The organism is Type-A symbiont of Plautia stali (genome assembly GCF_059731155.1).
This window is the reverse complement of sequence record NZ_AP035894.1, coordinates 1-19,277: the sequence shown is the minus strand read 5'-3', so window position 1 is coordinate 19,277 and position 19,277 is coordinate 1. Positions and strand designations below refer to the sequence as shown.

Sequence of the window (19,277 nt, the reverse complement as noted above, 5' to 3'; positions counted from 1 at the left end):
TAATCTTGCCTTGCGGCGAGCGGTGGGGGTTCTTTCACTGATGTTTTCTGGCTGTTTCTGCGTGCATGTGAAGCCCGTAGCGCCGTTTTATGGTTTTAAATGCCCGTCAGGGCATGGGAGGCGCGAAAATCGCTTACAGACGCGCTCAGGCGTTTTTTCGCGCCGGAAGCCCCGCAGCGAAGCGAGGACGAAAAAACGTTACGGCTTAGCCGTAACAATTCCCCCCCTGCAAAGCGGGCTTTCAGGCAGGGCAAGCCGTGCGCAGCCCTGCTTTCCGGTCTTCCAGCAATGAAAAAGCCGGACGGTCGAAGACGAAAGAAGCTCACAGCGATTTGGTGCGCAGGATGTAAGGCGGATTACGGCGCTGCCGTTCCTGGTCAATTTCAAACAGCAGCGCTACGCCAGAAAACAAATCAGGCACAACATCCGTTTTTGTGCCGTAACGTTCGCTGTAAAGTCCTCCCCATCGACGAACAACCAGCCAGTCACCAAACAGGTCACTTTATTAGCTCGGCCTCATACCAGCGGGTAGCGGATTCCCAGCGCCAGATCATCAATTAACCGACCGAATATCCGCCATCAACCGTAATAATCTGTCCAACGATTGAGCGGGCTGAATCTGAGGCCAGGAACAGCGCTGTAGCTGCAATCTCTCCCGTTGTGGCTATACGCCCTGTCGGCATTCTGCTGAGGAATTCGGCTTTTGCGACTGCATCACGACCAACAAAACGGTCAAACATATCAGTCTCGACGGGACCAGGTGCAATCGCATTAACCCTAACGCCTTTGGCTGCAACTTCAAGCGCTGCGGAGCGAGTCAGTCCATTTACCGCGTGTTTGCTGGCAGCGTATACGCTTCCTCTTGGGATACCAACCAGCCCAGCTTGCGACGAAATATTGATCAAACTACCTGAACCCTGTTTGCTCATAACTGGCAAAGTATGTTTCATTACAAGCTGTGTCCCCAGAACGTTTGCGTCAAACACCCTGTGAAAGTCTTCAACGGTAGTCTGGTCGTGTGGTGCGGGCTGTCCCTCCTTCTGTATAGATAAGCCATTATTTCAATGAGGTTTTCAGGTGAGTAAAAAGAAAAAAGGAAGCAAAGTTTCAGGTGATCCACGGAAACGAGCTACCGCAGCTGCGCTCAAAAGCCAGCCGAAAGAGGAGAGGGTATTAAAACTTAAAGACTTCATCAATATGGATAACCCGAAAGATGTTTCGGGATTAAGAAAGGTGGCTATAGAGCTAAAATCTGACGATATCAATGATGATTTTTTATCTTGGTATCAGGATAAAATGGAGGTTGATGATGAGTCACTTTTTGACCTGAGTTACCACAGCTTCCCCTTCTTCGATGCTCTTCTGGATAAAGGGGAAAAAGATGATGATACAGGTGTAGTTAACATAGATAAAATAGTCGCTTTTCTCCGAGATCCGGCGAATACCCCACCAGGCGAACCAGCACGATGGGATGAAGAGACTTATTTAAATATTATCGGTTTTCTGTCTGAATATCTTTCACTACGTGGGTACTTTGAAAACTTCGACGAATTTAAAAATATCGAGTCTTATAAAGATAAAGCACTTGAAGATGAATATAGCTTTTACGTTGACATCCTCCCCGCCCTAAAGGGCGAGGATTCCTACAGCGTTCAGACTGAAGTCCGACTCGCCTCAGTGGGTTCCTGCTTCATCGAGCGGCCTAAAACTGCCATCTCTCCACAGGCTAGCACGGCGTGCCCCGCCGCTAAAATATTACGTGCGCCATTGATATCGGCGTTTGCGCTATATCCACATTCCAGACACTTGAACTGGATTTGTGTCTGCCGGTTCTCTTTCGCTGTATGACCACAGCAAGCACATTTTTGACTCGTATAGGCTGGGTTTATCGCCAACACTTGACCACCCCGCCAAAGCTGTTTGTACTCAAGCTGTCGGCGAAGCTCGTGCCAGCCCTGATCTAATATCGAACGGTTTAAGCTGGTTTTTGCCCGGACGTTGCGACCGGGCTGGCCTACCGTACCCGAAGCTGACTTTGACATGTTGGCAACCTTCAAGTCTTCAATGACGATCATCGCGTGGTTTTTGCTGATTGTCGTGCTGACTTTATGAAGGTAGTCGCGGCGGATATTACCGATACGAGAATGTAGGTTGTGTACTTTCCGTTTCGCCTTCTTCCAGTTGTTGCTGAACTTCACCTTGCGGCTCATTTCACGCTGGAGTTTGGCGAGTTTTTTCTGGTTGAATTTAAAGCTATTTACAGGCTCAAAAACCGTGCCATCTGATAGCGTAGCGAGCTTCGCTACGCCCGCATCAAGCCCTACCATCGATGTTGAGATATGAGCCGGTTCAGGGACTTCGTATTCCGTCTGAATGCTGATGTACCACTTACCGCATGACTGGCTGACGGTGACATTTTTCACTTCACCTACAACCTGACGACTATTGCGGTAGCTGATCCAGCCCAATTTTGGCAATGATATGCGACTATTGTCCTGATCCAGTTTCACGCCCTGCGGATAGCGGAATGCATCACTTTGACCGCGTTTTTTAAATCGAGGGAATGATGCCCGTTTCTGAAAGAAGTTTTTATAGCCGCGCTCAAGGTCTTTTAACGCCTGCTGCAAAGGCTGAGATGGTACTTCTTTCAACCATTGAGTTTCAGGTTCTTTTTTCCACTCAACCAACCATGCTGTCATTTTTACATAGGAAAGGTATTTGTTACCGGCCTCATGATTTTCATTTTGAAACGCAAGTGAGCGATTAAAAACAAAACGACAAGCCCCAGCGAAGCGCCGCATATCACGCTCTTGCTGACCATTTGGTCTTAACTGGAATTTAAAGGCTTGTAGCCGCTTCATACCCATAATTATACTCTTGGCCTATGACAATAGAAATTGATATTCGTCGAGGAAGACATTGCACTTTCCTGATGCATGTTCACTTGGTCTTCGTTGCCAAGTATCGACGCAGAGTATTTGATCAGGATGCTATCGATAAGTTACGCAGCTACTTTGCCAGTGTATGCGCTGATTTTGATGTTGAACTGGTTGAGATGGATGGAGAAGGTGATCACGTTCATTTGTTGGTCAACTACCCACCCAAATTAGCGGTATCCAGTTTGGTTAACAGTCTTAAAGGGGTATCCAGTCGATTGCTTCGCCGAGATCGCCCAGACATTGTCACACGGTATTACTACAAAGGCGTCCTGTGGACTCCGAGCTACTTTGCCAGTAGTTGCGGCGGTGCGCCAATATCCATCATCCGGCAATACATTGAGCAACAGCAAACACCAAGTTAGGTAGAAAACCTCGCCTTATATCCCCGCCCTGAAGGACGGGGCTTTACGGCACAGTGGGTAATGAACCTGCCGTTTTCTCTTTTCCCGGTATGTAAGCGGGAAACCGCCAAATTTTTGTAGCCTGTTTTTAGGAGGCTATGCCGGAACCCCAGATTTTTCCGCCACATTGCCTTTTTGGTGTTATGCTACGTCTAATGAGCCGTGTTTTTTACACGGGAATTGACGCGAGGTATTTATGGCAACAACACAACGAGCAACGCAAAGCGTTACTATGACCGTAGAACGTGCCCTACTCAGTCGTGCGCGTGAGGCTGGAATCAATCTCAGTGCCACCCTGACCGCAGCCCTTGACGCTGAACTACGCCAGTATGAAGCGAAAAAATGGCAGGAGGAAAACTACGGAGCGCTTGAAGCGCTTAATCGTTTTCACGATGAACACGGTTGTTTCAGCGATGAGTACAGGACATTTTAAAAATGCAGTTCACTGTATACAGTAACACCGGGAAGAGTGCCGTCTATCCCCTGCTGCTTGATGTAACCAGCGATATTATCGGCCAGTTGAACCGCAGGATTGTGATCCCGCTTCTACCTGTTGAAAAGTACCCAGGAAGCACGCGCCCGGAACGGCTGGTTCCGTTTGTCAGACTGACCGACGATAAAGAATATGCAGTTATGACGCATGAAATGGCGAGTATTCCCGCCCGTTCTTTGGGGGCTGTGTTTTGCGATGCTTCCCTTTATCGTTCTGAAGTCAAAGCGGCAATTGATTTTCTTCTTGATGGTATTTAATGATGTATTCTCAACGTGATTTTTAAGAAAGGATATCTCAGATGCTTAATTTCCCACGTATGATGTTGCTTTCAATCTATGCTTATTTGCTGGTCGTTTTCCTTGCTTCCGGTGCCGCCGATAAATGGATAGGCATTGGCCTTTGCGTCCTGTTTGGCGTGCTTTCATACAAAATTACTGGTACTAAAAAAAGCGCAGTACAGTGAATCTGGAGGTGTCCAGTGAGACTGATAAGTCATGAAGAGCTGCATAGCGAGTGGATGCAGGATGATGAATATTGCGCTGCATGGTACGAAGAAGAACGCCAGGATAAGCGCAATGAGCCGCTTACGGATGAAGTAGAACAGTAGCTTTATCTTCTTTCTGAACGGAATTCAGCCAGTACCGCAGGACTGGCTTTTTTGTTTCGGTTAGCCCCAAAATTTGGTTCGCCAAATGCCTTTTATGTTAAATCAATGATTTTACATAAAAAAACATTTGTTTCGTGAAACAGAAAGACAATAACCCCTATTTGAGAGGCTTTTCTCCTGGGAAATGGCCATAAAATCGCATGTTTAATAAATGTTAAATTAAAACATTAATGAAACACTTTTAACAAATTCAGAGTTGCCCTCCCCACTGCGTAACAAGGGTTAAAAGAATACTTTATATAAAGATATCTTTTGTGATGAAGGTCACGCCAGTCTCCGCGCGTTAGAGTACAATTGTTTTGTACAATACAATTAATGCGAGGGAGTTATGAATTCGATTAAACCCGCAATCAAAGCCTACAGCGAACTTCAACAAGCGTATGACTGGTTTAATGTCGTCCTGTTTGAAAAGGCGTTGCCGGATCTCCTGATCACGTTACAACGTGGAAGAAATACCTTCGGCTATTTTGCCCCTGAACGATTCACTGGCGAATCGAGTATTTCAGAGCTGGCTATGAACCCTGATTACTTTGGTGGCCGTTCTCTGGCTGACATGCTGTCAACATTGGTTCATGAGATGGTGCATGTGTGGCAACACTATACCCCCGTCAAAAAGTGCCGCGGTGGATATCATGATCGGGTCTGGGGGGCAAAAATGGAGGACGTTGGTCTGATGCCGTCAAATACTGGCCGACCGGGTGGTAAAAAGACAGGGCAGCAAATGACGCATTACATCATTCGCGGCGGCAGGTTTCAGAAAGCCGTGTATGACCTGCTAAAAAACGGCTTTTCCATTTCCTGGTATGACCGCTGCACAACGGGAACAAGCGTCACCTCGAAGACCAACAGCGATATTCTGGAGGACTGGCTTGCGGCCACAGACAAGAATGATACTGACCTGATTAATCGGTTAACGCTGACAATAAGTAAATCTCGTCCCGGACAAACCCCTGACGACGACGATGCCGTAAACGGGATTAAACCTCCGGTGAAAGGCACGGGAACCCGGACAAAATTTAGTTGCCCAGAGTGCGGGCTAAACGCTTGGGCGAAACCCTCCGCCGTTCTCATTTGTGGTGAATGCCAGTGCCAGCTAGATCCGCAGGAGTAACTTACTTTTTGATATATTGATATCTAAATATCAATATATCTTGATAATTCTCTTGATAGTGATATATTGATATCAATATATCAAAAGGAGGCACGGTATGATTTATGCTGTAGTGAATACCAAGGGCGGTGTAGGCAAAACCACGACGGCCGTTCATCTGGCTACAATGTTATCCCGCACAGGAACGGCATTGCTTATCGATGGTGATCCACAGGCCAGTGCTGCCAGTTGGGCAGCCTGGCGTCGTGACAATCCCGCTTACGATCCGAGTCCGACAACTACCTGCCTGACGGGTAAAGCGATTTTTAATGAGGGAAAAGCGTTATCCGGCGGATTCGACAACGTTGTTGTCGATGTGGGGGGGAGAGATGCTACCGGGCTGCGTTCAGCCCTTTTGTTAGCTCACAGAGCCATTATTCCTGTCGGTGCATCCAACCTTGATGCAGCCGCAATGACAGACCTGTTGGAGGTCGTGGAGCTTGCGCGTGACTACAATCCTGAGCTGGATGTCAAAGTGCTTTTAACCCGTGTAGATTCGCGGACAAAGGACGCTGCCGACATGCTGGAATTTCTCACCGAGCAAAACCTTCCTGTTCTGAACAGTCAGGTTTGTGAGCGGGTTGCGTACCGACGAGCGATAGGGGAGGGGGCTACTGTACTGGAGTTCGGCAAAGACAATGCCGCGATTGCTGAAATAGAAAGTGTTTTCCGGGAGGTTACAGCGTGAAGAAAAAACCTGATTTGGCCAATTTTAAAGACCCAACAAGTTTTCTGGAAGGCGGGGCGGCTGATCTCGCTGAAAAAGGGAGAACACCACAAAGGCAGGATAAAGTTGATAAGCCGGTTTCGCAGCAAAAGATATTCAGGCTGTCAGTTGAAGTTGTGAACGAATTAAAGTTGCATGTAGCCAGGCAGCAAGCGGAAACCGGAGTCAGGACAACGGAAACGGAGATAGTAGAAAAATTACTTCGGGATTACTTAAAGATATAAAGATATCTTTATATAAACACATCTTTCTATCTCTGTTTTTCCCTCCATTTCCACGGCTCAACAGGATTAGGGGTTGACCATAGCCCCACCTTATTTTCCTTTGCGGCGGTTTCGAGTCGGAGCATATTGATATCGGTAGCATGACCACGGTAGCGGTAAGCCCACGCCATACCCGTTTTAACCTGTTCAGCGTTGATATTGATACCGTCAATAATCAGCGTTCCCAGCCAGCGGCCATAACGATCTGTGCTACTGGCGATGACTTCTGTTTGTTTTTGTGCGGCCAGCTTTAGCAAGTTCTGCTTTGACCGCTGGCCGAACGGTTGCCCCGACTCCGAGGCATCGATGCCGTTAAGACGAACTTTCTGCATTTTGCCATCTGCCAGTACCTGGACAGTATCCCCATCCACGACGCGAACCACGCGCCCGGAAAAGTCGGCTAGACAAAGGGAAGGAAGCAGCAGGGGAAGGACAACCATCAAACGGAAATTACGCAACATACAAACTCCTTATCAAGATATATAGATATTTTTATATAAAAAAATCTTATTTAATCACTATGTGATGAGTTCTGTTCAAGCTCATCTATGGTTCTGAAAAGAAACATTTCCCGGTTTTTGGCATCGAACGGGACGGGGATATTTTTCCTGATCACTGTTTTAATGCCGTCAAATAGCTTGATAAGAGACATCTTGCTTTGTTCATCCGGCATAACGTACATGGCATAGTGCCAGTGTCCGGCATCGCTGGCCGAAAGATGGCTGTTGATGATGTTGATATAGCGGGCGCGGGTCTTCATGGAGCGTTCTGTTTCAACCGCGATAATTGCGCCGTTGTCCATAGTGATAATCCCGTCCGGCCTGTGCTTTGTGCCAGGATAACGCGCCATAAATTCGCCCCGGTCGCCGTTTATCCAATGGCTGGCTCCTTTTTCCTCAAGGGTTAGTCGTACCCGCTGATTTAACAGGCGGTGTTCCAGTGACCAGTATTTGAGTTTTCCGGGTTCAAAGTAGCCAGGGAAAACCTCATCGTCAGCCCCTGCATGGTAATTCCCCACAGCGATTTTTTTCCGGTTAATACCGGGTACTCATGCTTTATTATAAAACCCATGAAAACAGCTCTATTAAGTAACTCATAAATAGGTTGGTGAGATTTGCTTTTATACCGAACGGCTCTTTTTAGTGCCCGCAAATCTGAATAGGTTTCTTCTTTCAGAAAGTTCAGTAGTAATAGCATCCTGTTTGCCGCCGCTTCTTTCCTTTTTGCCACATCGTGAATAAGCATGTTTGACCTCACAAGTTAACAGTCGGTTTGTTTTCTTCGGCTATTTCATCCGTGGGTTCAGATGTGTCATAGCCATTACATTCAAATGAAAGCGTAACGTTCCAGAGCGGCAATGCTTTCCTCCGGCTGCGCCGGGGAAGCGGGCGGCGTCTGGGGTACGTCCTCCGGCAGAGGCTGTTTATTTTCTTCACTCATGAGTGGGATTCCCGATTAGATATAAAGATATGTTTATATCATTATAGAATGATAAGTCGTTACTTTTCGACTCTCTCGACCTGCGGGGAAACGGTGGAACCATCGGCAGCCTGGACTTTGCCAAAGCCGCGATTTTCCAGCCCGATTACCGCATATCCTGAACGCAGAACAAGATGGGTAGCTGTTTCCTGAATGACCAGCACGGTAAAGTTGCCTTTCTTCTGGACGCTGCTGTTTACCACCTGCTCTTTGCCGTCGAGGTAGCGGAACACGGAAGGAATATCTTTTTGCGGCGAAAAGCCCAGGAACGTAAAGCGGCCATCATCATAGGCAAAATCCGGGGCAATACTGCTGGCATTTCCCCGCATCCAGTAGTCCCAGTTACGCGGCACCTGCGCCGCGACCAGGCTTTTTTGTACCCTGGCCTGTTCCTGCTTCTGCGTCCATTCCCGCTGACGTGCAGCCGATTCACGACTCGCCTTGTCCCGCGCTTCGCCCGGGTAGCGGTAGGACACCTGGAAAGCCGGTTGCTGCGCGGATTTGTCGTCGATAACGTTCAGCTCCACGTTGTAGACGCGCTTACTGGTGACGATAAACAGGTTGGTATGCCAGTCACGCCCGTTGGGGGGAATGACTACCTGCGCGGTGTTGCCGTCCTCACCCGGTGCGCCCTGCGTGAGCGCCACCGGACGGATGTAAACCCGGTTAGCGTCCGGTTTGGCTTCCCAGGCTTCTTTGAAGCCCGGTTTTGCGCTGATAACTGCTTCATCATCATCAAAAACCAGCGTCGTCATGAATCCGGCTTTGGTGTTGACCACCGTCACGTTTTGCGGGTTGTATATGACCTGCTGCACCCGGCTGTCATATCGGCTGGCTTGCGGGTTTGCGGCTCCCCATGCCGCGCCGCACATCATCAATGCCAGCGCGGTTAGCGTGATTTTTTTCATCATTCGCCTCTCCGGATTTCACGATCTGCCTGCCAGCTCGTAACGGTGAAGCCAAAGGGATTGGATTCGCGTTCTTCGTCGCTCATTTCCCTGGTCGGGTCAGAGTTAAACGTAAAATGCGCATCCCAGTATTCGGTGCGAATACTGTTATCCGCGAGGCGGCGGATGATTTTTTTATAGCGGACGGTAGCGACTTTATCCGGGTCGGTACCATCGGTGATCACGTTGGAAATAATGTCGATTTTCACCGTGTTTGCGCCGTTGTTGTATACCTTGTCAGGGGCGTTTTTCCCGGCGTACACCGCCAGGTAATCGTCGTTGACCTGTGGGGCGTTGTAGCGTTGCACCGTCTGATAATCATCCTGCAAAGCGGGATAAACGTAGCGCTCGCGCAGATTCACGTAGTTGGCGGTCATCGCCTTTTGATACGCTTCATTTGCGGTCAGGCTGGTCTTGGATACACGGGTTACGTGCTCTACCCGTCCTGTGTGGTTATCCACGGTATACAGCTCAACGTCCGTCTGTTTAAGCGGCAACATCACCACCACGGCGACCAGCGCCAGAATGGCGATGAGCAATCCCACACCGCCGACCACAAATCCTGCTCGCGTGGCGTTTTTATCGCGGTCGATCATGCGTTGCTCAAAGTTTTTTGACTCTGCGATTAGTTTCTTTTCCTTTTCATTCATGACTGTTCAGCTCCGCCATAATTTGAGGGGTGTTGACTGGTTTCGCTTTGCCGCCGACTTCCGGCGGAAAGTGAGGCTGTGCGCAGCCGGAAAGCGCACACAGCAAAGCCAACGCAATCAAGCGTTTCATATGAGTTTTTCCTTAAGTGGATTTAAGAGTTAAAGCGTTTCAACTCAACAAAATGAGGGGATGCGTTGAAAAATCCAGCTCAACCATATGTCACAGAAAAGCGTGATGTGTGACATATGGTGATCAGGGTTTAGGCGGTTTGTCGCGGGGATTAACGACAATCGGCGGCGAGCTTTTGCGCATTGCATTGCGCTGTTCCATTTGCCGGATGGAATTTTTACGCGCCTCCCGTGCACTATAGGGCTGTTGCTCACCAGGGCGTAAGTTAGGCGTTGGGGTGTCTTTTCCGCCAACTTGCCGCTGCCCTTTCGGGAGAAGCATTCTGGCGGCAGCAAAAGCCCCAGCACCAATACCTACTGCGGCCAGCCCCTGCATCGATGCTGTTGCCGCTGCGCCCGCAAGCGCTCCAGCCAGTTTTGCGGAAAAATATATCAGGATCGCTGCACAAATCCCGGCAAGGCAGACCTGCGCACCAAGTTCCACAATATTTGCCTTAACTGCCTGAGCTGTAGCTTCTGCCATTCTCGAAGTTAAAAAGTTGATAACAATACGTAGTGATAGAGCCGAAAATAATATTGTCAGTATCGCCGCAAATATATTTTGCATCCAATTGTTAAACATCGGCCGGAGGAAACCATACATCAAGCAGAAAATAAATATAGGTGCGGTAATACTAAGAAGCAAAATCATTACTTCTGCAATCATCGAAACAAAAGCTGTAACAATCATTAAAGCAAAAACACCGAGCCATACATAGAACTGCGCCGCCCAACCTTCGTCTTTCACATATTTTGACTCGTCAAGGTCGTGCAATGTTTTACCTAGAAACTTAGCTTTACTCCATAATGTATCTAGGAGATGCCATATATTTTCACTGCCTGAAAAGCCCTCTTTCAACGCATTAATGGCATCAATAACACCGTCGAGGTATCCGCTTACATTCGCCACAAAAGAGAGGATGATCGCCATCCTCATTATGTCCCACATAGTGTCTTCCATCAGCGTAGTCAGCTTTCCAGCCAGCGTCTGGTATCCACGCCACATGATATACAGGGTGACTGACGTTGCCGCCAGCCCCATAATCATATGTGAGTAATTCATCATCAGACCTTTTGTAGCGTCGGTTATACCTCCTATTAGATTTTTTTCTACCGACGTAAATATTCCTGCCATAACTCTTCCCCTAATTGAAATTAATCTCAGGAGCGTTTAGCTGCTCGATTTGGTAGTGTGCCTCGTTGGCATTTTTACAATTCTCCGAGGCATCTCCTGATTTCTTACATTTGTCATATACCACTTTTAATTCATCAGGATGATCCCGATACCACTTTGTGGTTTTGGCTTCTTCCTTACACCCAACAAGGACGGCAAAGCATGAAATAGTCACGACAAGGAGAATTTTTTTCATATGGGTATCCTTTTTAATTAAAATTTATTTCTGGTGCGTTCAACTGCTGTTGATTCCAACGCTTAACACGCTCCTCCTTCAACAGTTGTTCGCGCTTTTCGGCGGCCTTCACGCTCATTTCCCATTGGGTGGTGAGCGTGTTCAGCATCACTGACTTTAACTGGATACTGTTTGCCAAGTCTTGCGATTCTTTCGGGTCTTTTGACAACGACACGCGCCGGGAAAGGGTGTTAATGTCGCCCAGCGTTTCAGTTACCTGCTTCTGGATTTCGTCGGTCTGCTCAATTTGCACCGCCTTGTTGATCACCTCCTGCTTGCACACCTCAGCATAGCTTTTCGACTGCTCCGCGTTGCAGGTGTCGAAAATCTTATACTTGTTGTACAGCGCGTCGAACTGCCCGGAAGCACCGCCAGACAGCAGCAGATCATTCAGTGCCTGCCCCGGCTTGCGGAACTTATCAAGGTCGGATTTCAGGCTTTTGGCCTGGTCAACGAACGCCTCCACGTCACGCACACCGGAGATGGCCAACATGTGTTCCTTGTACGCCTGTATCTGGTCTTTGTAGTGTTGTGCCGTCTCCAGCCACTGCTTGGCCTCCTTTTGCCACTGCTGAAAGTTTTCCAGCTTGGCCGTGGCGTCAAACACCAGTATGCCGCCCGCCTGTGCCAGAGGACTTGCTATCGCACACGCCAGAATAAGAGCATAAAAGCGATTTTTCATTATGTTACTCCTTTGATTTTTTCATAGTGCTTGCGCCAGGTAGCTATCCAGCCAGTCATGCGGCTGCATCCCTTCCCGGTAAAGCGAATCGAAGATTTCGAGGTTGTCAGCGCTGCCGCTCATGACTTTGGTGTATTTGCCTACACCAGAAAGGTCGAGCGTCACGCGGGCAGCAAAGCGTTTTGTATCACCCCGTCTGAACTGGTTTTTTACCACCACATACTGGTGCGCCATCGGGTCGAGATTTTTCATGACCTCAAACACTTCCGGCTCAAACTTCATGCCGTCCACATAGTGCGCACGGTCGCCGTTCGGGTTGGCCGCCAGTATTTGCGTCCCGCACTGCTCAACAACTGCGGGCGCAATTTCATCCTTGATAATTTCATCAGGCGACTGGGTGCCGACTACCAGCATCCCGTTCAGCTTACGGATGGTTTTTAGCTTGTTATAAGCAAAGTCCTTAAATACCGGATCGCGTAACCACTTCCAGAACTCATCCATGAAAATCACCAGACGGCGACCGTCCAGCAAACTTGTGATGCGGTACAGCAAGTAAAACGTGATGGGGGCGCGAACATCGGCATTGTCCAGGAACTCCGTACCGTCAATGCCAAAGTTATCGCAGTTGCTGATATCAAAGGTGTCATACTCGTTATCGAACACCCAACCGAAATCACCGCCCTCAGCCCACTTGGAAAGTCTGATATCCAGACCATTCTCCTGATCTTCTTTCGTCGCGGGTTCGGCCAGTTGTTCCCTCAGACGGGTAATACCAAAACAGCGGTATTCCACCGAATCTTTCATCACGGCATCAACCGCGTGGCTCAGTCGTTTTTCCTGACGCTCAGAGATAATAGCGCCGTTACGGGTACACAATATTTTCATCAGTTGTTTGATGAAGTTGAGATTGTGCCGCGTTGGTGGCAAAGAGAACGGATTCCAGCCGGTAGGCTCACCGCTGGCGACACGGTAATAACGACCGCCCAGTGCCCGGATATTGATTTCCGCGCCCCGGTCTTTATCGAGGTAAACGGTCGTCAGCCGCTTGGTTTTCGCCTCCGGGGAAAAGCTGTCAGCGCGGCCATATTTCTGCTGCATGATCTGGAGGTAAGTCATGAGCATGGTTTTACCGGAGCCGTTCGTACCGAGAATGCAGGTACTGGCCGGGTGTTTCTCGTTAAAGTCGTCTTTTTCTGCGAGCGTATTATGCAGATTCAGATAGTAACCATCCCCTGACGGGGTGGGCATTAACGCCATCGCCTCCCCCCAGGGGGCTTTATCACGCTTACCGGGATAGAAGTTGTGCAGCGCGGCCAGCTCCACAAAGTTCTGACTGCTCAGTTCCCCCTTACGTGGCCGCAGGTTGTAGTTACCCGGAAGCTGCGCCATGTACGCCGCCGATAGCGACAGTTCCGCAGGAACCGGGGTGATGCCGATATTGTTCAGGGCGTTGCTGATCTCGTTGGTATCGGCTACCAGTCCGTCCAGCGTTCGGGAAAACACCATCAGCGAAAAATGATGCCGCCCGTAGGCGATTTTTCCTGACATCAGCAGGTCAAGCGCCACGTCCAGATCCAGACGCTGGGACACAGCATCATCATCGGCACTCATTAGCAGCCGTCTTGTGCGCTTAATGGCTTTTTGCGCTTCAATACGCGACATGCAGGTATACGTCTGCGTGATCACGTAGTCACAGGGGGCATAGAGCAATGAATCCATCATCCCGGTCGCGGTTTCTTCCGAGAACTCTTTCACCTCCAGTCCTCTGAAATAATGCGTTCCGTTGGCATGATTAACCTGCCCGGAGTCAGCGGCGAAAAACAACGCCGCCGACCCCATCACGTCATAAGCCGGCGTCCGGGTAACGCGCACCCTGCGCCATTCATGCGTTAACAGGTATTCATAAAAGGCCAACTGCGACGAATACACCGCCTCCCCTTCGGTAAACGTCCCCAGGGAGTGGGCACCATAGCGCGACAGCGCACCATCGAGAGAGCCTTTGATTTCCAGCATTTCCCGCAGTGCGGCGTCCAGCTCACGCAGTTTCTGCCCGTCTTTCATCCGCTTACGCTCTGCTTTTTCAAGCCCGGCAAAGGGCATATAGCAGACGGTCAGGAACAAACGGTTGCGGCGGAAATTGCCGAGGGAAGAATAGTAAAGCCCGCTGACTTCATCGGCGTAAGGGTTGCCGGACACCTTGTGCAGCGAGTCGGAGAACTGATTACGGTCATTGTGGATATAAAACGTAACCGGCATTCCTTCAAACGAGCGGAACAGCCCGTGAAGCTGATTTGTTCCGATTTCCAGGGTTTCCTCAGACTCACAGTCGAACGGTGTTCCCAGCAGCTCCCAGGTGCAGTACAGATCGCTTTTAGGCGAGCGGACAACGTGTTCATGAATGTGTGAGGAATACGGTATGTATTTCTTAACGGTGGCACACTGGTTAAGTTTCATTGCGTCGAGAAACTCCTTGATATCAACGTGTTCATGCTCAACAGGCATGAAGGTCGTTGCGCCAAACAGACGATTCGCTATCGGCTTCCCCTTCGCTCTCAGCCACACAGCGATCAGGTTAAATCGCATAGGTTCCTTTCTGGTCAGGGATTTCATGACCGGAAACTCAACCGGGAGCAGCAGCATAAATGCAACGGAAGTCCAGATAGCAGCAATAATGGTGACGCCCGTGACACCCAGCAGGGGCACCATCGGCACCCCCCACAGCGCCGCCGGGCGTTTCATAGCCTTGAGCAGCTTTGCCATATCGTCAGCCTCTTAGCTCATCAGCAGGGCGCCGATCTCACTGCCCCCGCCAATCAGAATGCCGCCAATGATGATATAGCCACACTGCCCCAGGCTTTCACCTTTCCACAGCGTCTTATAACCAATCCAGATCACCGCCACGGTGATCGTGATGGCGGCCAGACCATGAAGCCCGGTTGATACTTTCTGCATGACGGTATTCGCACGCTGGAATCCGTCTGCAAATGCCGGGCTTGCCGTCAATGCCGTCATAAACAACGCTGATACAAAGGCAACAAAACGGCTGACAGTTCCTTTTACCTTGCTGAAAAAATTCATTTTTCTTCCTCATTTTTTGAAACGTCATGATTTCCGCGCACAACCTGCGCGGGGTAATAAACGGCGGTAGCCTGTTTCTGGCGTAGCCCTGACGGAACGCCGCGCACAACAGAACCCGGCCACACCACACGCGGGCGTGACGGTGAAGCCACAGGTATTGCCTCTACGGTTGCCATCGAAGACGCTTTGTCTTCACGGGTTCTGGGAACGGCATAGCGGGCGGTCGTCGGGGTGTAGCCAATGCGTTGCACGTAGCTCGTTTGTGAAAGCTCAGCCTCCTTTTTCTGCCCCGTGTCAAAATTGCCGGAGTAGTAGCAACTGAGCGCCCTTTTCAGGGTGCCTCCACGCTGATAGCAGTCGGTGATGATTTTTTTGAAGACGGAAAGGTTGATGCAGGGATTAAACAGATCGCTGGCGGTGACGCCGTAACGACGAAAATTGGTACTGGTGATTTGCATCAGCCCGGCAGAATAGCGGCGACCTTTTGCCTCTATCTGGCTGGCGATGCGGATAGCCTCCTCTCTGGTTTTTGGCAGGTGAGTAATAAAACCTTTGTCACCGGGTGCCCTCTCGTTCTTTGGCACAATTTCCGCGATGGCATAGGGGTTAAAACCGGATTCCACTCTTGCCACATCAAGCGACGTGGAAGGGTGAACGGTGGCGGCGCACTGCATGGCCACCGCTAGAAAAGCAGTGGTGGAAAGCATGGCAACCTCAGAACAGGAAAATGGCGATCAGCCAGATGATGAACAGAACCAGCAACCAGACGGCAAAGGCGCGCCAGCCGTAAAATTCGATATTCACAGGCAGCCTCCGTTTACCCCACAGGCGCAGCCTGCGGGGCGGCGTCGTCTTTCGGTTCGAGGAGTACCAGCTTGCCGGAAACGGAAATACCGGGTGTGATCATGATGTTCATCCCCGGTTTGCCGTTGTGGGCAAAGGCCACCCCGACTTTAGTCCAGTAAGTATTTTTTTCGCCGTGCTCGCCGGGTTGGGATTCCTGCGTGACGTACACGTTAAAGGTTGGTTTACGCATATTACTTTTCCTTACCCTTATCCATTGGCAATTTAAATTCTGTTACGTCACTAATGTTTATATTAGTAACGCATTGCTCAAGAACCGCCCGCATGACCGTTTTACCGGAACCTGGCTTACCGATAACCAAACAGTGGCCTTTTTTATCGTGAATATTTTCATCGAAAATATTATTTCCCATTACTAACTCCTTCACTTTTGTTTGATAAATAAAAGTTAATCACATCCCGATTCTGCATTCCGATTTAAACGGGTTAGCGAGAACATTCAGCGGCACCCTGAATTGTGGTTGTGTGACAGCCCGTTCCAATTTGTTAAAGAGCAAATTTAGGCAATAAGAAGCCCGGACGAATACACGTCCTTTTTCAGTTTGTTAGCTTTAATTTGTGTTACATACCGAAGATAGGGTCAGCAGGATGGGGAGTCAAAGGGCAATATAAAAAGTGTCATGGTTTCCCATGACACCAACTTAATCACAAATCTACAACCATCTGAAAAGGAAAGACTTCATGATATCCATTTTTAATGCATATTTCGACAAGCTCAACATTAGATGATACCTTGAACTTAACTCTTATGCGCCTAAAGTACGTATCAACCGTTGGGATGCTGATGTTAAGCATGGTTGAAATAGTTGTTCTTTTTAGGCCGTGCAAATAATTATAAAAAACTTTTACCTCCATTGGTGACAATTTAAATTCACCATACGCAGAGACCCTTTGAATACGAGAGGTCGATACCAGATTATTAAATTCAACCGTACCATCCAAAATCAAAGCCATAGCTGAAGTACCAGCAGGACGACCCTTTAAATCATAAATAATTTCTTTGGATGTATAAATAAGTGATTTTGCGCAGCCTATTAGCGGCTCGATTACTTTATATGTTTCTCCGGCTAAAATAGCTTTCTCATGAGAAATATATATATCGCTTTGTTCAGCCCAGGGCATATCGTAGTCACATAGCCCCTGTAATTTTTTAGGGCAGATGCCGGAAAACTGGCTGAACACGCAGTTTGAGGCAACAAATCGATGATCCAGATCTTTGACTAGCGCTATCCCGCCACACGCTGGGATAACTGGATTGTCGATATAGTATTCAATCGTTGGTGCAGACTCTTGCGTAACGAACAAAGACGGCTTACCCTCTTTCATGGTCATAAAAGTGTCCTCGCGGGAGATTTTTGTGATCAGTCACCGTGGAGGGCGCAATCCTTCACGGTGACACTATTAACATCAGCAAACTAATTCAAGTCTTCTTGGCATTGCCTTTTTTAACAGTAACTAAGTCCGTTTCATCAATTTCACATTTCCATCCAGTGACTTCTGACAACCCTATAAGAGATTTTCTTAGTATTTGTCTGAATTTTTTTAATTCTTTAATCTCACTTCCACATAATTCTTTCACTGTCATTACTTTAATTGGTAGCGGAGTGTGGTGAGTGCTGTAAAAACCATGTAACCACTGCGTGAGCGGCTTACCTTTTAGCTCCAGACGAATTGCATTGTCAATTCCTGTCCAACCCGCATCCCCAAAACAGGCTGCAATCTTAGGATTAAGTACCAAACAGTTTTCACCTGTCCTTTCATCCCGATATATTTCATTTACCAACCCACCAATATAACTGTAATGGCCGTCACTAATTTCTACAGCATTGGCACGAAGTCGTAAAAAAACAGTTTTTAACCATTCATGATCGGATTTACCCGTATTACGCTCGATGGACTTCAAAAAAGAGTTAGAGGAAAACCTAACTGTATCACCCAGCGCAACCTGCTGACTGAGGCGAATACATTCCAGCCATACATCTAAATCAGATTGATCTAGTTGCTCACCTGTGAATTTCACTGTATAGCCGTTTAATGCAGCTTTAATTAAATTTCTTTCGTACTTCCTAGATCCTTTTCCTACTATTCCAAACAAGGCGCTACGCAACACTACATTAGGCGCGGGCGTTTTGACTTTGGAATACATCGGCAAATGTTTTTTTTCTTCTATCGGAGGGATGGGGGCAGTTGAGGCACTTCTTTCTACTGGCTGGGGAGCCAACTCAGGGAATGGAACGGGTAGGTTCTGCATTTCTGCCATTTTATTTTGCAGGGCGCGCGGTAACTTTTCATTATTTTTCAATTGCTTTTGTGCAAGTTCATCAAACCGAGATTGGGGTGTCTTCATTAGGCTTCCCTCTGCAAAAACGCCAATACATTTAGCAGTTCGGATAATTCATCACCTTTCATTGCGGGAACCCTCGTCTGTAACCCTTTGCGTAGACGCTCGCAAATCACTATCATTGTTAATGCTGACATAACACCTCCCAATAGTTAGGTTGGCTTTCGCCCTTTGAATCTTTGCGGAGAGAAGGGCGAAACTTATTTGTTTAACGCATCCAGCGTTTGTTGTTTTTTGACGAAAGCCCTTATCGAAGTACCGCCCACGGCAAATCCCTTATTCTTTGCCAGCCATAGTGCGATGTTTTCATAAGACATTCCTTCCGCTCTAAGTCTAAAAATCTCTTCTTTAAAATCGCTTGTTTTTTGTTTCATAGCTCCTCCTTTTTAAATAGTCTATCAATATATCATGGCAATGGCAATGGCAATTATAACACGGGATAGCGGGTACCAGCCCACGGGATAGCGGGTACCAGCCCACGGGATAGCGGGTACCAGCCCACGGGATAGCGGGTACCAGCCCACGGGATAGCGGGTACCAGCCCACGGGATAGCGGGTACCAGCCCACGGGATAGCGGGTACCAGCCCACGGCATAGCGGGTACCAGCCCACGGCATAGCGGGTACCAGCCCACGGCATAGCGGGTAGGCAAGCACGGCATAGCGCGGACGATAGTTAATGAAACGCCTCAAAGGTATAAAATCTAACCAGTTGATTTAAAAGGACAATTTAAAAACCAGCAATTCACCATAACCTACTGATATATAACAGCATTTAATTGTAAAGATATGTCAATTTTTGCCCGCTAATCTTTTATAATCAAAAGAAAATAATCTTTTTTAATCCACCGCTCCTGCGGATAACTTTGCAGAAAACCAGAAGGCAGATCATCCAGGCATCGATTGACAGTGACACAATCGGGGTTGTGCAATATTTAACTAAGGTGTGAACGTGCTTCCAGTCAGCAACGGTGATATTCCGCTTCCTCGACAAGACAGACTCGCCGCTTTGCGGCTCCC

At 48.5% G+C, this 19,277-nt stretch carries 25 protein-coding genes and 1 pseudogene; 8 read left to right on the top strand and 18 right to left on the bottom strand.

Annotated features, from left to right (window positions below):
• Positions 1–557: 557 nt before the first annotated feature.
• Together AC6I8M_RS22425 and AC6I8M_RS22420 are read right to left on the bottom strand one after the other, a co-directional pair.
• Positions 558–1,046: an SDR family oxidoreductase gene (locus AC6I8M_RS22425; RefSeq protein ID WP_072216158.1), complete on the bottom strand. Its 489-nt coding sequence runs from the start codon at positions 1,044–1,046 to the stop codon at positions 558–560.
• Positions 1,047–1,652: 606 nt separating this feature from the next.
• Entirely contained in the window at positions 1,653–2,861 is a 1,209-nt protein-coding gene (locus tag AC6I8M_RS22420; protein ID WP_010617338.1) for an RNA-guided endonuclease InsQ/TnpB family protein, read from the bottom strand.
• A 23-nt stretch (positions 2,862–2,884) separates the two neighbouring features.
• Here AC6I8M_RS22420 and tnpA point away from each other — a divergent pair, with 23 nt between their 5' ends.
• The 8 genes from tnpA (at position 2,885) to AC6I8M_RS22380 (ending at position 6,601) form a co-directional block, all read left to right on the top strand.
• Positions 2,885–3,301 (top strand): IS200/IS605 family transposase, encoded by a 417-nt coding sequence (gene tnpA, locus AC6I8M_RS22415; protein ID WP_072213802.1) that lies wholly within the window; start codon positions 2,885–2,887, stop codon positions 3,299–3,301.
• A 235-nt stretch (positions 3,302–3,536) separates the two neighbouring features.
• On the top strand, positions 3,537–3,773 hold the full coding sequence (locus tag AC6I8M_RS22410; RefSeq protein ID WP_010617315.1) for a type II toxin-antitoxin system CcdA family antitoxin: 237 nt from the start codon (positions 3,537–3,539) through the stop codon (positions 3,771–3,773).
• Between the two features lie 2 nt (positions 3,774–3,775).
• Complete coding sequence (locus AC6I8M_RS22405; protein ID WP_010617316.1) at positions 3,776–4,090, top strand: CcdB family protein; 315 nt, start codon at positions 3,776–3,778, stop codon at positions 4,088–4,090.
• Positions 4,091–4,131: 41 nt separating this feature from the next.
• Positions 4,132–4,296, top strand: coding sequence for a hypothetical protein (locus tag AC6I8M_RS22400; RefSeq protein WP_006122298.1), 165 nt, complete (start codon positions 4,132–4,134; stop codon positions 4,294–4,296).
• Positions 4,297–4,311: 15 nt separating this feature from the next.
• Positions 4,312–4,440 carry a hypothetical protein gene (locus AC6I8M_RS22395; RefSeq protein WP_010617317.1) on the top strand — a complete coding sequence of 43 codons (129 nt, stop codon included), beginning with the start codon at positions 4,312–4,314 and terminating at the stop codon, positions 4,438–4,440.
• 388 nt (positions 4,441–4,828) lie between these two features.
• Entirely contained in the window at positions 4,829–5,611 is a 783-nt protein-coding gene (locus AC6I8M_RS22390; protein ID WP_010617318.1) for a SprT-like domain-containing protein, read from the top strand.
• Between the two features lie 97 nt (positions 5,612–5,708).
• Positions 5,709–6,338, top strand: coding sequence for a nucleotide-binding protein (locus AC6I8M_RS22385; protein WP_010617319.1), 630 nt, complete (start codon positions 5,709–5,711; stop codon positions 6,336–6,338).
• Complete coding sequence (locus AC6I8M_RS22380) at positions 6,335–6,601, top strand: hypothetical protein (protein ID WP_010617320.1); 267 nt, start codon at positions 6,335–6,337, stop codon at positions 6,599–6,601. Before AC6I8M_RS22385 ends, AC6I8M_RS22380 begins: the two co-directional genes overlap by 4 nt.
• A gap of 26 nt (positions 6,602–6,627) precedes the next feature.
• Here the strand turns inward: AC6I8M_RS22380 and AC6I8M_RS22375 are convergent, their stop codons facing one another.
• The 16 genes and pseudogenes from AC6I8M_RS22375 to AC6I8M_RS22300 all read right to left on the bottom strand — a co-directional run bounded on the left by AC6I8M_RS22375 (position 6,628) and on the right by AC6I8M_RS22300 (position 18,632).
• The gene (locus AC6I8M_RS22375) at positions 6,628–7,101 is read right to left on the bottom strand and encodes a thermonuclease family protein (RefSeq protein WP_058948908.1); all 474 of its coding nucleotides are present in this window, start codon (positions 7,099–7,101) and stop codon (positions 6,628–6,630) included.
• A 50-nt stretch (positions 7,102–7,151) separates the two neighbouring features.
• Positions 7,152–7,885, bottom strand: a pseudogene (gene mobC / locus AC6I8M_RS22370) (MobC family replication-relaxation protein).
• A gap of 254 nt (positions 7,886–8,139) precedes the next feature.
• On the bottom strand, positions 8,140–9,030 hold the full coding sequence (gene virB9 / locus AC6I8M_RS22365; protein WP_195910888.1) for a P-type conjugative transfer protein VirB9: 891 nt from the start codon (positions 9,028–9,030) through the stop codon (positions 8,140–8,142).
• Positions 9,027–9,716 (bottom strand): VirB8 family type IV secretion system protein, encoded by a 690-nt coding sequence (locus tag AC6I8M_RS22360; protein WP_498013908.1) that lies wholly within the window; start codon positions 9,714–9,716, stop codon positions 9,027–9,029. Before AC6I8M_RS22360 ends, virB9 begins: the two co-directional genes overlap by 4 nt.
• The gene (locus AC6I8M_RS22355) at positions 9,709–9,846 is read right to left on the bottom strand and encodes a hypothetical protein (RefSeq protein WP_010617325.1); all 138 of its coding nucleotides are present in this window, start codon (positions 9,844–9,846) and stop codon (positions 9,709–9,711) included. Before AC6I8M_RS22355 ends, AC6I8M_RS22360 begins: the two co-directional genes overlap by 8 nt.
• A gap of 123 nt (positions 9,847–9,969) precedes the next feature.
• On the bottom strand, positions 9,970–11,019 hold the full coding sequence (locus tag AC6I8M_RS22350; protein WP_498013907.1) for a TrbL/VirB6 family protein: 1,050 nt from the start codon (positions 11,017–11,019) through the stop codon (positions 9,970–9,972).
• Positions 11,020–11,029: 10 nt separating this feature from the next.
• A complete protein-coding gene (locus AC6I8M_RS22345) occupies positions 11,030–11,254 on the bottom strand; it encodes an EexN family lipoprotein (protein ID WP_010617327.1) in 225 nt (74 codons plus the stop codon).
• A gap of 13 nt (positions 11,255–11,267) precedes the next feature.
• On the bottom strand, positions 11,268–11,975 hold the full coding sequence (locus tag AC6I8M_RS22340) for a TrbJ/VirB5 family protein (RefSeq protein WP_010617328.1): 708 nt from the start codon (positions 11,973–11,975) through the stop codon (positions 11,268–11,270).
• A 21-nt stretch (positions 11,976–11,996) separates the two neighbouring features.
• Positions 11,997–14,735 carry a VirB4 family type IV secretion/conjugal transfer ATPase gene (locus AC6I8M_RS22335; protein WP_010617329.1) on the bottom strand — a complete coding sequence of 913 codons (2,739 nt, stop codon included), beginning with the start codon at positions 14,733–14,735 and terminating at the stop codon, positions 11,997–11,999.
• A gap of 12 nt (positions 14,736–14,747) precedes the next feature.
• Entirely contained in the window at positions 14,748–15,053 is a 306-nt protein-coding gene (locus AC6I8M_RS22330; RefSeq protein WP_010617330.1) for a TrbC/VirB2 family protein, read from the bottom strand.
• A complete protein-coding gene (locus AC6I8M_RS22325) occupies positions 15,050–15,760 on the bottom strand; it encodes a lytic transglycosylase domain-containing protein (RefSeq protein WP_022547028.1) in 711 nt (236 codons plus the stop codon). The genes AC6I8M_RS22330 and AC6I8M_RS22325 overlap by 4 nt, the downstream gene beginning before the upstream one ends.
• A 110-nt stretch (positions 15,761–15,870) precedes the next feature.
• The gene (locus AC6I8M_RS22320; RefSeq protein ID WP_010617332.1) at positions 15,871–16,089 is read right to left on the bottom strand and encodes a hypothetical protein; all 219 of its coding nucleotides are present in this window, start codon (positions 16,087–16,089) and stop codon (positions 15,871–15,873) included.
• 1 nt (position 16,090) lies between these two features.
• A complete protein-coding gene (locus tag AC6I8M_RS22315; protein ID WP_010617333.1) occupies positions 16,091–16,270 on the bottom strand; it encodes a hypothetical protein in 180 nt (59 codons plus the stop codon).
• Positions 16,271–16,562: 292 nt separating this feature from the next.
• Complete coding sequence (locus AC6I8M_RS22310) at positions 16,563–17,249, bottom strand: helix-turn-helix transcriptional regulator (protein WP_498013906.1); 687 nt, start codon at positions 17,247–17,249, stop codon at positions 16,563–16,565.
• Between the two features lie 88 nt (positions 17,250–17,337).
• Positions 17,338–18,264 carry a plasmid replication initiator TrfA gene (gene trfA, locus AC6I8M_RS22305; protein WP_010617335.1) on the bottom strand — a complete coding sequence of 309 codons (927 nt, stop codon included), beginning with the start codon at positions 18,262–18,264 and terminating at the stop codon, positions 17,338–17,340.
• Positions 18,265–18,458: 194 nt separating this feature from the next.
• Positions 18,459–18,632, bottom strand: a complete 174-nt coding sequence (locus AC6I8M_RS22300; protein WP_010617336.1) for a hypothetical protein — start codon at positions 18,630–18,632, stop codon at positions 18,459–18,461.
• Positions 18,633–19,277: the final 645 nt, after the last annotated feature.

What these genes read in the sequence shown, in the direction of transcription:
- AC6I8M_RS22420 (WP_010617338.1), bottom strand. Translation starts at nt 2,861, where the DNA reads ATGAAGCGGCTACAAGCCTTTAAATTCCAGTTAAGACCAAATGGTCAG.
- tnpA (WP_072213802.1), top strand. Translation starts at nt 2,885, where the DNA reads ATGACAATAGAAATTGATATTCGTCGAGGAAGACATTGCACTTTCCTG.
- AC6I8M_RS22410 (WP_010617315.1), top strand. Translation starts at nt 3,537, where the DNA reads ATGGCAACAACACAACGAGCAACGCAAAGCGTTACTATGACCGTAGAA.
- AC6I8M_RS22405 (WP_010617316.1), top strand. Translation starts at nt 3,776, where the DNA reads ATGCAGTTCACTGTATACAGTAACACCGGGAAGAGTGCCGTCTATCCC.
- AC6I8M_RS22400 (WP_006122298.1), top strand. Translation starts at nt 4,132, where the DNA reads ATGCTTAATTTCCCACGTATGATGTTGCTTTCAATCTATGCTTATTTG.
- AC6I8M_RS22390 (WP_010617318.1), top strand. Translation starts at nt 4,829, where the DNA reads ATGAATTCGATTAAACCCGCAATCAAAGCCTACAGCGAACTTCAACAA.
- AC6I8M_RS22385 (WP_010617319.1), top strand. Translation starts at nt 5,709, where the DNA reads ATGATTTATGCTGTAGTGAATACCAAGGGCGGTGTAGGCAAAACCACG.
- AC6I8M_RS22375 (WP_058948908.1), bottom strand. Translation starts at nt 7,101, where the DNA reads ATGTTGCGTAATTTCCGTTTGATGGTTGTCCTTCCCCTGCTGCTTCCT.
- virB9 (WP_195910888.1), bottom strand. Translation starts at nt 9,030, where the DNA reads ATGATGAAAAAAATCACGCTAACCGCGCTGGCATTGATGATGTGCGGC.
- AC6I8M_RS22360 (WP_498013908.1), bottom strand. Translation starts at nt 9,716, where the DNA reads ATGAATGAAAAGGAAAAGAAACTAATCGCAGAGTCAAAAAACTTTGAG.
- AC6I8M_RS22355 (WP_010617325.1), bottom strand. Translation starts at nt 9,846, where the DNA reads ATGAAACGCTTGATTGCGTTGGCTTTGCTGTGTGCGCTTTCCGGCTGC.
- AC6I8M_RS22350 (WP_498013907.1), bottom strand. Translation starts at nt 11,019, where the DNA reads ATGGCAGGAATATTTACGTCGGTAGAAAAAAATCTAATAGGAGGTATA.
- AC6I8M_RS22345 (WP_010617327.1), bottom strand. Translation starts at nt 11,254, where the DNA reads ATGAAAAAAATTCTCCTTGTCGTGACTATTTCATGCTTTGCCGTCCTT.
- AC6I8M_RS22340 (WP_010617328.1), bottom strand. Translation starts at nt 11,975, where the DNA reads ATGAAAAATCGCTTTTATGCTCTTATTCTGGCGTGTGCGATAGCAAGT.
- AC6I8M_RS22335 (WP_010617329.1), bottom strand. Translation starts at nt 14,735, where the DNA reads ATGGCAAAGCTGCTCAAGGCTATGAAACGCCCGGCGGCGCTGTGGGGG.
- AC6I8M_RS22330 (WP_010617330.1), bottom strand. Translation starts at nt 15,053, where the DNA reads ATGAATTTTTTCAGCAAGGTAAAAGGAACTGTCAGCCGTTTTGTTGCC.
- AC6I8M_RS22325 (WP_022547028.1), bottom strand. Translation starts at nt 15,760, where the DNA reads ATGCTTTCCACCACTGCTTTTCTAGCGGTGGCCATGCAGTGCGCCGCC.
- AC6I8M_RS22320 (WP_010617332.1), bottom strand. Translation starts at nt 16,089, where the DNA reads ATGCGTAAACCAACCTTTAACGTGTACGTCACGCAGGAATCCCAACCC.
- AC6I8M_RS22315 (WP_010617333.1), bottom strand. Translation starts at nt 16,270, where the DNA reads ATGGGAAATAATATTTTCGATGAAAATATTCACGATAAAAAAGGCCAC.
- AC6I8M_RS22310 (WP_498013906.1), bottom strand. Translation starts at nt 17,249, where the DNA reads ATGACCATGAAAGAGGGTAAGCCGTCTTTGTTCGTTACGCAAGAGTCT.
- trfA (WP_010617335.1), bottom strand. Translation starts at nt 18,264, where the DNA reads ATGAAGACACCCCAATCTCGGTTTGATGAACTTGCACAAAAGCAATTG.
- AC6I8M_RS22300 (WP_010617336.1), bottom strand. Translation starts at nt 18,632, where the DNA reads ATGAAACAAAAAACAAGCGATTTTAAAGAAGAGATTTTTAGACTTAGA.